This window comes from Streptomyces sp. IBSNAI002, from assembly GCF_052244475.1.
Classification (GTDB): domain Bacteria; phylum Actinomycetota; class Actinomycetes; order Streptomycetales; family Streptomycetaceae; genus Streptomyces.
The window spans coordinates 997,706-1,010,330 of the sequence record NZ_JBQPXG010000002.1 but is presented as its reverse complement, the minus strand read 5'-3'; the positions used below and the strand labels follow the sequence as shown (position 1 = coordinate 1,010,330).

The 12,625-nt window shown below is 74.4% G+C and carries 13 protein-coding genes and 1 pseudogene; 6 read left to right on the top strand and 8 right to left on the bottom strand.

The window, feature by feature from the left end:
- Positions 1-15: 15 nt before the first annotated feature.
- Positions 16-675 (top strand): response regulator, encoded by a 660-nt coding sequence (locus ACTVZO_RS04865; RefSeq protein WP_443297164.1) that lies wholly within the window; start codon positions 16-18, stop codon positions 673-675.
- Positions 676-936: 261 nt separating this feature from the next.
- Positions 937-3,009 carry a SpoIIE family protein phosphatase gene (locus ACTVZO_RS04860; RefSeq protein ID WP_443297163.1) on the top strand — a complete coding sequence of 691 codons (2,073 nt, stop codon included), beginning with the start codon at positions 937-939 and terminating at the stop codon, positions 3,007-3,009.
- Between the two features lie 6 nt (positions 3,010-3,015).
- Here the strand turns inward: ACTVZO_RS04860 and ACTVZO_RS04855 are convergent, their stop codons facing one another.
- The 3 genes from ACTVZO_RS04855 to modA form a co-directional block, all read right to left on the bottom strand.
- Complete coding sequence (locus ACTVZO_RS04855) at positions 3,016-3,840, bottom strand: DUF4328 domain-containing protein (RefSeq protein WP_443297162.1); 825 nt, start codon at positions 3,838-3,840, stop codon at positions 3,016-3,018.
- A 122-nt stretch (positions 3,841-3,962) separates the two neighbouring features.
- The gene (locus ACTVZO_RS04850; RefSeq protein ID WP_443297161.1) at positions 3,963-5,933 is read right to left on the bottom strand and encodes an ABC transporter permease; all 1,971 of its coding nucleotides are present in this window, start codon (positions 5,931-5,933) and stop codon (positions 3,963-3,965) included.
- A 166-nt stretch (positions 5,934-6,099) separates the two neighbouring features.
- Entirely contained in the window at positions 6,100-6,912 is an 813-nt protein-coding gene (modA, locus tag ACTVZO_RS04845) for a molybdate ABC transporter substrate-binding protein (protein ID WP_443297160.1), read from the bottom strand.
- Positions 6,913-7,123: 211 nt separating this feature from the next.
- On the opposite strand from modA, the gene ACTVZO_RS04840 reads away from it, so the two are divergent.
- Positions 7,124-7,528 (top strand): RNA-binding S4 domain-containing protein, encoded by a 405-nt coding sequence (locus tag ACTVZO_RS04840; RefSeq protein WP_443297159.1) that lies wholly within the window; start codon positions 7,124-7,126, stop codon positions 7,526-7,528.
- Positions 7,529-7,558: 30 nt separating this feature from the next.
- On the opposite strand, the gene ACTVZO_RS04835 is transcribed toward ACTVZO_RS04840, so the two are convergent.
- The 3 genes and pseudogenes from ACTVZO_RS04835 to dhaK form a co-directional block, all read right to left on the bottom strand.
- Positions 7,559-7,939: a PTS-dependent dihydroxyacetone kinase phosphotransferase subunit DhaM gene (locus ACTVZO_RS04835; protein WP_443303048.1), complete on the bottom strand. Its 381-nt coding sequence runs from the start codon at positions 7,937-7,939 to the stop codon at positions 7,559-7,561.
- Positions 7,940-8,125: 186 nt separating this feature from the next.
- Positions 8,126-8,689: pseudogene (dhaL, locus tag ACTVZO_RS04830) on the bottom strand (dihydroxyacetone kinase subunit DhaL); the annotation flags it as partial.
- 95 nt (positions 8,690-8,784) lie between these two features.
- Positions 8,785-9,789, bottom strand: coding sequence for a dihydroxyacetone kinase subunit DhaK (dhaK, locus tag ACTVZO_RS04825; RefSeq protein ID WP_443297158.1), 1,005 nt, complete (start codon positions 9,787-9,789; stop codon positions 8,785-8,787).
- Positions 9,790-9,954: 165 nt separating this feature from the next.
- Between dhaK and ACTVZO_RS04820 the strand changes: the two genes are divergently transcribed.
- Entirely contained in the window at positions 9,955-10,596 is a 642-nt protein-coding gene (locus ACTVZO_RS04820; RefSeq protein WP_443297157.1) for an alpha-ketoglutarate-dependent dioxygenase AlkB, read from the top strand.
- A 41-nt stretch (positions 10,597-10,637) separates the two neighbouring features.
- Entirely contained in the window at positions 10,638-11,009 is a 372-nt protein-coding gene (locus ACTVZO_RS04815; protein ID WP_443297156.1) for a VOC family protein, read from the top strand.
- Positions 11,010-11,038: 29 nt separating this feature from the next.
- On the opposite strand, the gene ACTVZO_RS04810 is transcribed toward ACTVZO_RS04815, so the two are convergent.
- The gene (locus tag ACTVZO_RS04810; protein ID WP_443297155.1) at positions 11,039-11,353 is read right to left on the bottom strand and encodes a YkvA family protein; all 315 of its coding nucleotides are present in this window, start codon (positions 11,351-11,353) and stop codon (positions 11,039-11,041) included.
- 48 nt (positions 11,354-11,401) lie between these two features.
- Positions 11,402-11,866, bottom strand: a complete 465-nt coding sequence (locus ACTVZO_RS04805; protein WP_443297154.1) for a MarR family winged helix-turn-helix transcriptional regulator — start codon at positions 11,864-11,866, stop codon at positions 11,402-11,404.
- Positions 11,867-11,993: 127 nt separating this feature from the next.
- On the opposite strand from ACTVZO_RS04805, the gene ACTVZO_RS04800 reads away from it, so the two are divergent.
- Positions 11,994-12,566, top strand: a complete 573-nt coding sequence (locus tag ACTVZO_RS04800; RefSeq protein WP_443297153.1) for a DoxX family protein — start codon at positions 11,994-11,996, stop codon at positions 12,564-12,566.
- Positions 12,567-12,625: the final 59 nt, after the last annotated feature.

Sequence of the window (12,625 nt, the reverse complement as noted above, 5' to 3'; positions counted from 1 at the left end):
CAGGGAGGGGCGCGGGTGATCCGGGTACTACTGGTCGACGACGACGCGATCGTCCGGGCCGGGCTGCGCCTGATGCTGGGCGGCGCCCCGGACGTCGAGGTCGTCGCGGAGGCCGCGGACGGGGCCGAGGTGCCCGCGCTGGTCACCTCGTACCGCCCCGACCTGGTGCTGATGGACATCCGGATGCCGGGAGTCGACGGGCTGGCCGCCACCGCGGCGCTGCGGGCCCTGCCCGGCGCGCCCGAGGTGCTCGTCCTGACCACCTTCCACACCGACGCGCACGTCCTGCGGGCGCTGCGCGCCGGGGCGGCCGGCTTCCTCCTCAAGGACACCCCGCCGCAGGAGATCGTGACGGCGATCCGGGCGGTGGCCGCCGGGGATCCGGTGCTCTCGCCGGCGGTCACCCGCCGGCTGATCGACCGGGTGGCGGCCGGCACCGGCCAGGACACCCGGGTGACCGCCGCCCGCGAACGGCTGGAGCTGCTCGCGGGGCGGGAGCGGGAGGTGGCGCTCGGGGTCGGGCGCGGCCTGTCCAACGCGGAGATCGGACGGGAACTGCACCTGGCGCTGCCGACCGTCAAGACGCACGTGTCCCGGATCCTGACCCGGCTGGACCTCAACAACCGGGTCCAGATCGCCCTGTTGGTACACGACGCGACCTCGCCGGACGGCTAGGGCCTGTCGTCAAACTCCCGTCGTCGCCCGGAGGGCGGCCCTGCGGCGAGAGCGCGTGCCAGGCGTCGCGGGGCAGACGGGAGTTTGACGACAGGCCCTAGGGGCCGGTGTGGCCAGGCGCCTCCGGCGGACCCGGCCGCGGGCTGGACCGGATCAGGCCGGGGCGGCGGGGCCCGGCGGTCCTCGTCCCGGGAGAGGGGGCCGAGGACCAGGGGGTCCCGATATGAGGAGAAAGCCCGCGGAGGGTGAGACGCTGGCTGCATGGCCCAGTGGGGACAGAATCCCGAGGTCGACTGGCCCGCGCGGCCGGACACGAGCCTGGCGCTCAATCGCATGGGCACCTTCGACTGGGACCTCGACAGCGGGCGGATGTTCCTCGATCCGACCGCCCTCGAGGTCCTCGAGCTGCGCCCGGACGAGTTCGACGGGACCACCGCCGGGCTCCGCCCCCGCATCCCGCCCGCCGACGAGGCCCGGCTCGGGGCCCGCGTGGCCCGGGCCCTCGAGGACGGGCACAGCCACTACGGGGCCTACGTCCGCGGCCGCCGCCGCGACGGCACCCTGGCCTGGCTCCACATCCAGGGGCACATCATGCGGGACCCGGGCGGACGCCCGTACCGGGTCATCGGGATCCTCCGCGACGCCGCCCACGACCCCGGCGAGCCCGGCGCCGCCGGGGAGCGGGCCGAAGGGCGGCGCCGGATGACCGGCGTCGTCGAGCGGACCACGGCGATCCTCGCCCACGCCCGCACCGTCAACGACGTGACCGACGTCCTCAAGGACCCGGAGGCCCTCGGCCACCTCGGAGCGGTCAGCGTGATGCTGGGCGTCGTCGACGGCGGTCGCATCCACCTGGTCGCCGAGGGGCAGCTGGGCTCGTACGTGCCCGAGATCGAGTACACGCGCATCGACGCCCGGTTCCCGATGAGCGAGGCCGTACGCACCATGCAGCCGGTCTACCTCGCCTCGCGGGAGGAGTTCCAGCTGGGCTACCCGCAGCTGTGGCCGTACATCGAGCCGCTGTCCGTCCGCAGCGGGGTCTACCTGCCGCTGATCGCCCAGGGGCGGCCCATCGGCGCGCTCGGGCTGCTCTACACCCGCGACGGGGACTTCACCGCCGAGGAGCGGAACGTCCTGATGGCGCTCGGCAGCGGCATCGCACAGAGCCTCCAGCGGGCCATGCTCTTCGAGCAGGAGCACGACCTGGCGGAGGGCCTCCAGCGGGCCATGCTGCCCCGCCGGATCCCCGAGGTGCCGGGTGCGCTGATCGCCGTGCGCTACCGGTCCGCCCGGATGGGGCGGGACATCGGCGGCGACTGGTACGACGTGATCCCGCTCGGCGAGGGCCGGGTCGGCGTCATGATCGGCGACGTGGAGGGCCACGACACGGACGCCGCCGCCGTCATGGGCCAGCTGCGCATCGTGCTGCGCGCCTACATCGCCGAGGGGCACACCCCCGGCACCGCCATGGCGCGGGCCTCGGCCTTCCTGCGCGACCTGCAGACCGAACGCTTCGCCACCTGCACGTACGCCGAGGTGGACCTCATCAGCGGGATGCTCCGGATGGTCCGCGCAGGCCACCTCGACCCGGTGGTGCGGCGCGGGGACGGCAGCTGCCACCGGATCCAGGTGGCGGGCGGGCTGCCGCTCGGGCTGCCGGCCCGCGAGCAGTCCGGGACCGGCTCCGGCTACCCGGTCACCAGCCTGGAGCTGCACCCCGGTGACACGCTGCTGCTGTGTACGGACGGGCTGATCGAGCGGCCCGGATCGGACCCCGACACCGGTATGCGCGAGCTCATGGACGCGGTCCGCGGCGGCCCGGTCGACGTGGAGGAACTCGCCGACGTCCTGTGCGACCTGGTCGGGGACTCGGGCGGCGGGGACGACATGGCCCTGCTCGTCCTGCGCCGCCGCGGTACGCCCGCCGGGCGCGGCGGCGGCCCGCTGCGCCAGCGACTGGAACCCGGTGACCCGGACGGCCCGGCGATGGCCCGGCACCTGATCCGGGCTGCGGCGGCCGCCTGGGGAGCGCGGGACCGGGCCGACGAGATCGAACTCGTGGCGGACGAGCTGATGACCAACGCCCTGGTGCACACCGACGGCCCCGCCGAGGTCCGCATGCGGCTGACGGCGGACGGCCGGATCCGCGTCGAGGTCGAGGACTCCAGCAGCGCCCTGCCCAGGCGCCGTGAGGCGGGGGACTGGGCGGTCTCCGGGCGCGGGCTGCTCCTGGTGGAGCGGCTCGCGGACGCGTGGGGCGTGGAGCCCCGGGGCGGCGGGAAATGCGTGTGGTGCGAGTTTGCCGTCACCGCCCCGGAGCCGGCGGCCGGCTGACCTTCGTCAGGCGGCGGCGTACGGGCCCTGCACCGCCTTGGTGTTCTGCAGGGCGGTGAGCTTGCGGACGAACAGCACGGCGAGCGCCGCGGCGGCGACCATGAGCAGGTCGGAGAAGACACCGACGGCGGAGGCGTCGCGCACGGCCTCGGGGGTCTCGGCGTGCTTGTACATCTGTGAGAAGACGCGGTCGGCACAGGCCGCGAGGACCCAGACGAGCCACCAGGCCGTGAGGGGCGCGGCGGAGACGGGGCGGTGGGAGCCGTCGGGTGCGAACTGGGTGCTGGCCGTCCAGATCTGCCGTGCGGTCCGGAAGGGGAGGAACAGGTTGCCGATGGGGACGAACCAGGCGCCGATGGCCCAGCCGCGGCCCAGCGTGAAGACGTCGGGGCGGAAGATCTCGCCGTTCACGCGCACGCGGTGGAACCAGATGATGAAGACGGTCGCCGTGCCGAGCAGGATCAGGAGCTGCAGGCCCCCGGCGAGGGCGGTCAGCCCGTCCGACTGCGCGAGCGATTCCTCCGCGACCCCGTCGGCGTCGGCGATGAGGTCCTTCATCAGCGACCAGGCGAACAGGTTCGCGCCGGCCGAGAACAGGTTGACCGCGCCGGCTACGGACAGCAGCACCGTCAGCGCGGTCGCGAGGCCCTGCGGGGAGCGCAGCACGTCGACGGGCGGCGGCGGGCCGGGATACACCGGCGGGCCAGGGTACGGCTGCCCGGGGTACTGCTGCCCGGGGTGCGGCTGCCCCGCGTAGGGCTGGGCCGGATACGGCTGGCCCTGGTACGGGCCGGGCGGTGGCGGCGGTGAGCCGGGCGCGCTGAAGGACATGACGGAGGACCCCCCACGGGAAAACGCGTGAACTGCGGATGCCGCCCGACGGCGGGCGCACAGGCAGGGCCGAACATATGCCAGCCCGCTGACCTGCGTCCAAACGATTCCGGCGGGGTGCGCTACAGGCGTACGAGCGTGACCTCGGTGGCCTTCACGCTGGTCCACACCGCGGCCCCGTCGACGATGCCCAGTTCGGCGGCGGCCTCCGGGGTGATCTCGGCGACCAGGTCGGGCGCCTCCTCCGGGGAGATCAGCACGCGCAGCCTGCTGCCGACGGCCGTGATCTCCCGTACGATGCCCGGCCAGACGTTGCGGGGACTGCCGCCCGGGCGGTCCCGGTGCACGGACACCGCCTCCGGGGCGATGATCGCGAGGGCCTGCGCCCCCTCGGGCAGTGCCTCGGCGACGACGAGGCGGCCCCCGGCGGCCAGGTTCAGCCCGTGCGCGGACGCGGTGCCCGGCCAGGCGTTGCGCCCCAGCATCCGGGCCACCCACGGGGAGCGCGGGTGCCGGGTGACCTCGGAGGGCGGCGCGTCCTGGAGGGTCTGCCCGTCGGAGAGCACGAGCACCCGGTCGGCCAGCGAGACCGCCTCGACGGGATCGTGCGTGACGATGAGGCAGACCCCGCCGAAGCCGGACAGGTGCGTGCGCAGGGTGTGCCGGACGCGGGCCCGCGTGGTCTGGTCGAGGGCGGCGAGCGGCTCGTCGAGCAGCAGCAGCCGGGGGCGGGCCGCCAGGGCGCGGGCGAGGGCGACGCGCTGGGCCTGGCCCCCGGAGAGCTGGGCGGGCCTGCGCGCGGCCAGGTGCCCGACGCCGAGCCGGTCCAGCCAGGCCTGGGCCTCGATCCGGGCCTCGGCCCGCCCCACACCGTGGGCGCGCAGCCCGTACGCGGTGTTGGCCAGCGCGCTCAGGTGCGGGAACAGTGCGCCGTCCTGCGGAACCCAGGCGACCTGCCGGCGGTGCGGGGGCAGGGCGGTGACGTCGGTGTCGCCGAGCCTGAGCTCGGCGTGGGCGCGCGGGGTCAGGCCGAGGAGGGCGCGCAGCAGGGTGGTCTTCCCGGCGCCGTTCTCACCGACCACGGCGATCGTCGTGCCCGGCTCGGCATCGAGGGTGAGCCGGTTGAAGCCGGTGACGGTGGCGTGCAGCGACCAGTGCCCGCCCCCGGCCGGCGCGGCGTCCACCGGTCCACAGCGGAGCGCGGACGCGGACGCGGCTACGGGCGCGGATGCGGAGGTGGGCGCGGGTGCGGACGGCTCCTCGGCCGGCGCCGGAGCCCCGTCGGGCTTGCGGGTGACGGGAGTGCCCGTCCAGCGGCCGCGCAGGGCGATCAGTACGGCCATGGCGATCGCGAGCAGCAGCAGGGAGACGGAGGTGGCGGCCTCGGGCTCGTCCTGGAGCAGCAGGTACACCTGGAGCGGCAGCGTCTGGGTGGTGCCGGGCAGGTTCCCGGCGAAGGTGATGGTCGCGCCGAACTCGCCGAGCGCGCGGGCCCAGGTGAGCGCGGCTCCCGCGACCAGGCCGGGGGCCACCATCGGCAGCGTCACCGTGAAGAACACGCGGACGGGCGAGGCGCCGAGCGAGGCAGCGGTCTCCTCGTAGCTCTGCCGGAGCCCGCCGAGGGCGCCCTCCAGGCTGATGACGAGGAACGGCATCGCCACGAACGTCGCCGCGACGACGGCGCCCGAGGTGTGGAAGGGCAGGGTGACCCCGAAGGTCTCCTCCAGCCAGGGACCCAGCAGACCGCGCCGGCCGAAGCCGAGCAGCAGGGCGACACCGCCGACGGTCGGCGGCAGCACCATCGGCAGCAGCACCAGCGAGCGGACCAGCGCCTTGCCCTTGAACTCCACGCGGGCCAGCAGCCAGGCGAGCGGCACGCCGAGGAGCAGCGAGAGGCCGAGCGCCCAGAAGGACACGACGAGCGAGAGCTCCAGGGCCTCGACCACGCCGGGGCTGGTCAGGTGGGTGCCGAGCTCGCCCCACTGGGTCCGGCTGAGGATGCCGATCAGCGGCAGCAGCAGGAACGCGACGGCGAGCAGCGCCGGGAGCGCCAGGGTCACGGGGGGCCGGGTGCGGGTGCGGGGTCTGCTCATCGGGTGTTCCTGGCTCGGGGGGCGGCTGCGGGAAGCGTACGCGGGCCGGCCGCGTACACGGCGAAGGGCTGCCCGTCCCCCCGGACCGGGCAGCCCCACTCGGTGCGTGAAGGCGGCCGGCGGGCGGTGGACGCCAGGAGGGGCCCGCCGCCGGCCGGACCGGGGCCTACGCCTGCTGGAAACCGGCGTCCTGGAGGATCTTCTGCGCCTCCGGGGTGCTCAGCCAGGCCACGAACGCGGCGGCGGCCTCGGGGTTCTTGGACTGCTTCAGCGTGGCGGCCGGGTAGGAGGCCACCGCGTTCTCGGCGTCCGGGATGTCCACGGCGACGACCTTGTCGCCGGACTTGGCGGAGTCGGTCTTGTAGACGAGACCGGCGTCGGCCTCGCCCAGTTCGACCTTGCTGAGGACGGCGCGGACGTTGGGCTCCTGGGAGACGGGCTTCACCGTGATGCCCTGCTTGTCCAGGATCTCCTTGCTGTAGCGGCCCACCGGGACCTCGGGCGCGGCGAGCACGACCTTGATCTTGGTGTCGGCGAGGTCCTTGAGGGCGGCGATCTTGAACGGGTTGCCCTTGCCGGCCGCGATGACGAGGCGGTTCTTGGCGATGACCTTGGCCTCGCCGGTCTCGCCCTTGAGGCCGTCCATCGTCTTCGTGTCGGCGGTGACCAGGGCGTCGGCCGGTGCGCCCTGCTTGACCTGCGCGGCGAGCTCCTGCGAACCGGCGAAGGAGAAGGTCACCTTGGTGCCGGGGTGGGCCTTCTCGTACGCGGCGCCCGCGGTCTTGAAGACGTCCGTGAGGGACGAGGCGGCGAGGACGGTGAGGTTCGCGGCCTTCGGCTCGGCGGAGGCGGAGGCCGAGGGGCTGCCGGAACCGGCGGCCGGCTTGGCGTCACCGCCGTTGCCGCAGGCGGCCAGCGGGACGAGCAGGGCGGCGGTCAGCACGGCGGCGGCACGGCGGCGGTTCAGCGTCGCGGACATGGGTTGATGCTCCTCGGTGGGTCGGCGGCCGGCCTTGTGCCGGGACCGGGGCGGTCCTGGATGCGGCGGGACTGCACGTGCGACAAGGTAGGGCCATCGGTGACGCATTTGCAATTGGCTTGGGCTCATCTACATGGCAGGTGCCGTACGCCTTGTGATATCCGCCGAAAGTCCTTCGGTGATCCCGGGCCCGCCTCGCTAAAGTCGGGGCATGGCTGATACGGGATCGGGATCGGGATCGGGCGCGGACACGGGATCCGTACGGGTGGACGCGTGGATCTGGTCCGTGCGCCTGACGAAGACCCGCTCGACGGCGGCGACCGCCTGCCGGGCGGGTCACGTGAGGGTCAACGGGGAGCGCGCCAAGCCGGCCCAGCCGGTGCGCGCGGGCGACGAGGTCCGGTTGTTCCACGCCGGGCGGGAGCGCATCGTCGTGGTGCGCCGGCCCGTGTCCAAGCGGGTGGGCGCTCCGGTCGCCGCCGAATGCCTGATCGACAAGAGCCCGCCGCCGCCGAGCCCCGTCGAGGCCGCCGTGGTGGGCATCCGCGACCGCGGCGCGGGCCGCCCGACGAAGCGCGAACGCCGCGAGATCGAAACCCTCCGCGGCCGTCCGTAGCCTCCGGGCGGGGCGGGCACGAGCCGGGGGTCAGGTCTTGCGGTAGGTGTAGGCCTCGGCCGCGGTCGATTCGACCATCGTCAGGGGGGCGCCGGCGGAGGCGGTGACCACCGCCGCCACCGCGCCCTCCAGGAACGGCGCGTCCACCAGCCGGGAGCCCGGCGGCAGTTCGCCCTGCGCCAGCAGGGTCTTCACGGTCAGCACGGAGCTGCCCAGGTCCGCCAGCAGGGCCACACCGGCGCCGCGGTCCACCTCCCGCGCGGCCGCGAGGATGCGCTCCGCGCTCGTGCCCAGGCCGCCGTCGGCCGTGCCGCCCGCCGCGGCCACCGCCGCCATCGGGCCACCCGCCGCCAGGCCCCGGGCGAGCTCGGCCACGGCCTCGGCGACCGGCGCACTGTGCGAGACCAGCACGATGCCGACCAGGCCCTGCCCCGTGTCGTCGCCGTCCCGTACGGGTGCGGCCTCGGAAGCCACCGCCGCGGAGCCCGCAGTCCCCGCGTCCTCGACCGTTCCCGCGCCCTCCGCCGCGTCCTCGACCGTTCCCGCGCCCTCCGCCGCGTCCTTGGTCGTCCCCGTGCCCTCCGCCGCCTCCGCGCCCTCCGCCGTGTCCGCCAGCGCCGTCAGCAGCAGCGCCGACGAGGTCGCACCCGGATCCTGGTGCCCGATGCTCCGCTCGCCGAGGTAGCTGGCCCGTCCCTTGCGCGCCCGCAGCGGTGCCGTCGCCAGCGCCCCCTGCTCCGCCGCGTCCGCGGCCGCCGCGTACGAGGTGCCCAGCGCGGCCACCCCCGGGACCAGGGCGTCCAGCATCGTCTTGTCGCCCGGCGCGGCCCCGCCCAGCCGGGCCACCGCACCCACCCCCGCGTACAGGGCCTGGCGCAGCGCCTCGTCGGAGACCTCCGCGGCCTCCCCGAGCTCCTTGCCGGTGCGCCTCAGCAGCGTCCCGTACAGTGGCCCGGACGCGCCGCCGACGGTCGAGATCAGGGTCCGCCCGGCGAGCTGGAGCACCGCCCCCGGAGTGGCCGGAGCGTCCGCGGCCAGGGCCGTGCGCACGGCGCCGAAGCCCCGCATCAGGTTGCTCCCGTGGTCCGCGTCCCCGATGGGCGAGTCCAGCTCGGTCAGCCGGTCCGCGTCGCGCTCCACCGCGGCGGCCGCGGCCGTCATCCAGCGCCGGAAGAAGTCTGCGTCGCGCACCGGATCTCCTCGTATCGGGATCAGCCCGGGCGGGCCTCACGGCCACCTTACGTTCAGCCCCGCGGTCAGCGGCCCCAGCGCAGCGCGGCCGTCTGCACGGGGGCGTCCCACAGCCGCAGCAGTTCCTCGTCGACCCGGCACAGGGTCACCGAGCAGCCCGCCATGTCCAGCGAGGTGACGTAGTTCCCGACGAGCGTCCGCGCCACCGGCACCCCGCGCGCCTCCAGGACCCGCGCCACCTCGGCGTGGAACCCGTACAGCTCCAGCAGCGGTGTCGCCCCCATGCCGTTGACCAGCGCCAGCACCGGCCCGTCGGCCGGGCCCACCTCCGCCAGCTCCTGCAGTACGGCGCCCACCGCGACCTCGGCGATCTCCCGGGCGGGCATCATCGGGCGCCGCTCGCGGCCCGGCTCTCCGTGGATCCCGATGCCCAGCTCGAGCTCCCCGTCGGGCAGGTCGAAGGTGGGACTGCCCTTCGCGGGCGTGGTGCAGGCGCTCAAGGCCACGCCGAAGCTGCGCGAGGACTCGTTGACCCGCCGGGCGACCGCCGCGACCCGCTCCAGCGGCGCCCCCTCCTCGGCCGCCGCCCCGGCGATCTTCTCCACGAAGAGCGTGGCCCCGGTGCCGCGCCGCCCGGCCGTGAACAGGCTGTCGGTCACGGCGACGTCGTCGTTGACGAGGACCCGCTCCACGCGCAGGCCGTCCTCCTCGGCGAGCTCGGCGGCCATCTCGAAGTTCAGCACGTCGCCGGTGTAGTTCTTGACGACGAACAGCACCCCCTGGCCCGAGTCCACGGCCGCGGCCGCCCGCAGCATCTGGTCGGGCACGGGCGAGGTGAACACCTCCCCGGGACACGCGGCCGACAGCATCCCGTACCCCACGAACCCGGCGTGCAGCGGCTCGTGCCCGGAGCCGCCCCCGGACACCACCCCGACCCGGCCCCCGCCCCGTGCGTCCCGCCGCACGACGACCCGCCGCTCCACGTCCACGTCGAGCTCGGGATGAGCGGCCGCCATCCCCCGCAGGGCGTCGGCGACCACGGTGTCCGGACTGTTGATCAGCATCCTCATGCGCATCTCCCGGTGAGGCCGGCGGGTGCCTTTCCCCACGGCTCGTCACTCCGACGGTAGGCGACCGGGCCCCACGGCGACAGGAGGCCGGACCGCTCGCCCGCGGAGCGGATGGCGCCCGACGGGATTCGTGCAGGTGTTCGGTTTTGGGGTTAGGGTGGGGGTATGCACGCGGTACAGGGCATGGGCCTGCAGGGTTCCCTCTTCGATCAGGGTGACGAGGTCGGGTTCGGGTCGCTCGGCGGTCTGCGGCGGGTCGGGCTCGGGGCCGGGGCCTGGGTCGATCACCTGCCCGGCTGGGTGAGCGGCGCCGACGCGCTCTTCGGGCGGCTGGCCGCCGAGGTGCCCTGGCGTGCCGAGCGGCGGCAGATGTACGAGCGCGAGGTCGAGGTGCCCCGCCTGCTCGCCTTCTACGGGGCGGACGAGGCTCTGCCGCATCCCGTCCTCACCGAGGCCCGCGAGGCCCTGAGCCGTCACTACGCCGCCGAGCTCGGCGAGCCCTTCGTCACCGCCGGGCTGTGCCTGTACCGCGACGGCCGCGACAGCGTCGCCTGGCACGGGGACCGTACGGGCCGCTCCTCCACCGAGGACACCATGGTCGCGATCATCTCCGTCGGGGATCCCCGGGACCTCGCCTTCCGCCCCCGCGACGGCGGAGCCACCCTGCTGAGGCTGCCCCTCGGGCACGGTGACCTCGTGGTCATGGGCGGCTCCTGCCAGCGGACCATGGAGCACGCGGTGCCCAAGTCGGCGCGGGCCGTCGGCCCCCGCATCAGCGTCCAGTTCCGCCCCCGCGGCGTGATGTGACCCGGGTTGCGGCCCTCCGGAGGGACATCCAGGCTGTTCGCATGGATCTGGGCGCGTTCTCCGTGAGTCTCACCGTGCAGGACCTGGAGGCCTCCAGGGAGTTCTACGAGAAGCTGGGATTCCGCCCGTTCGGCGGGAATCCGGCCGAGAACTGGCTGATCATGAAGAGCGGCGACCACGTGATCGGGCTGTTCCAGGGCATGTTCGAGAAGAACATGCTGACCTTCAACCCCGGCTGGGACAGCGACGCCGAGGCGCTCGACTCCTTCACCGACATCCGCGAGCTCCAGCGGGAGCTGAAGGCGCGGGGCGTGCCCTTCGTGACGGAGGCCGACGAGTCCGGCTCCGGCCCGGGCAGCTTCGTGCTCGCCGACCCGGACGGCAACCCGATCCTCTTCGACCAGCACCGCTGATCACGCGGGCAGGGCGCGCCCCGCCGCGGTCACACCCGGTCGGGCTGCTTCGCGGGCTTCGCCGGGTCTGCCGTCGCCGTCGCCGCCGCGGCGGCCGCGTGCAGTGAGCGCAGGGCCAGCATCAGGACGCCGATGTCGTCCAGGTACACCGGGTCCGGGACCAGGTCCACCGGCGAGACGGTGTAGATCACGGCGACCCAGAACAGGGCCTTGTCGCGCAGCGGGATCCCCGCGTCCAGCAGCAGCCGCCGGGCCCGCACGACGCGTACCAGGAGCACCCCGGCCGCGATCGCGAGTCCGGCCGCGACGGCCAGGGCGAGCCCGATCCAGATCGTTCCGTCCATGGGGCGCCTATACCCGTCCGGCGGGCCCGCGTACCGCGGCGCCGTGGTTCAGGAGCCCTGTGCGCGCAGCCGCCGGCCGACCTCACCCAGGCCGTCGGCGAGCGCGTCGAGCTGCTCGGGGGTCAGGACGTCGATGAGGACCTCCCGGACCGTGGTCACGTGCCCGGGCGCCGCCTCGTCCAGCCGGGCCCGGCCGGCCTCGGTCAGGACGGCGAAGACCCCGCGCACGTCGGAGGGGCAGCTGCGGCGGCGGACCAGGCCGGCCTTCTCCATCTGGGTGACCTGGTAGGTCAGCCCGCTCTTGGAGTTGATCAGGCCATTGGCCAGTTCGGTCATCCGCAGCTCGCCGTCGGGCGCCGCGGCGAGCCGTACGAGGATCTCGTACTGGGGGTGCGAGAGCCCGGAGTCGTCCTTCAGTTGCTGGTCGAGGCGGCGGTTCACCAGGGCCGAGGCGGCCAGGAACCCGCTCCAGGCGCGCTTCTCGCGGTCGTCCAGCCATCTCGTTTCAGCCATGGCGCCAGCCTACACGGGTTGTTCCAATTTGAATCAAGGGCTAGGGTCGGGCCACGGCGGTTCGAATTTGAACAACTCCTGCCCCATCCGTCCCCCTCGGACCGCCCGACCGGAAGGATCTCCCCCCATGACCAGCCCCTCCGCCGCCACGGCGAAGCCGCAGGCCCCCGCACCGGCCGTACAGTCCTCCACCGCCGGCTCCTTCGCCCTCTCGACCCCGGGTCACGACACCGGGCTGCTGCTCCTGCGCCTCGTCCTGGGCCTGACCATGGCCGCGCACGGCTCCCAGAAGCTCTTCGGCTGGTTCGGGGGCGGCGGCGTCAGCGGTACCGGGCAGTTCTTCAGTGCCAGCGGATACCCCGCCGGAGAGGCCATGGCCGTACTCGCCGGCCTGACCGAGACCCTGGGCGGCCTCGGCCTCGCCGCCGGACTGCTGACCCCGCTCGCGGGCGCCGCCGTCGTCGGCACCCTCGTCAACGCGATCGCCGTCCACGGCGCCGGATCCTTCTTCGCCCCCGAGGGCATCGAGTACGAACTGCTGCTGACCGCGGGCGCCGCCGCCCTCGCCCTGACCGGCCCCGGCCGGTACGCGGCCGACCGCTTCCTGCCGGTCCTGCGCGACCACCGCCTGGCCCACGGCGCCCTCGCCGTCGCCCTCGGCGTGGTCCTCGGCGGGGTCCTGCTCCTCGTACGCGGCTAGCGCGCCCGGGGGTGTCCGGGGCCCGTGCTGATTGGTCCTGGACATTCGGGGGAAGAGCG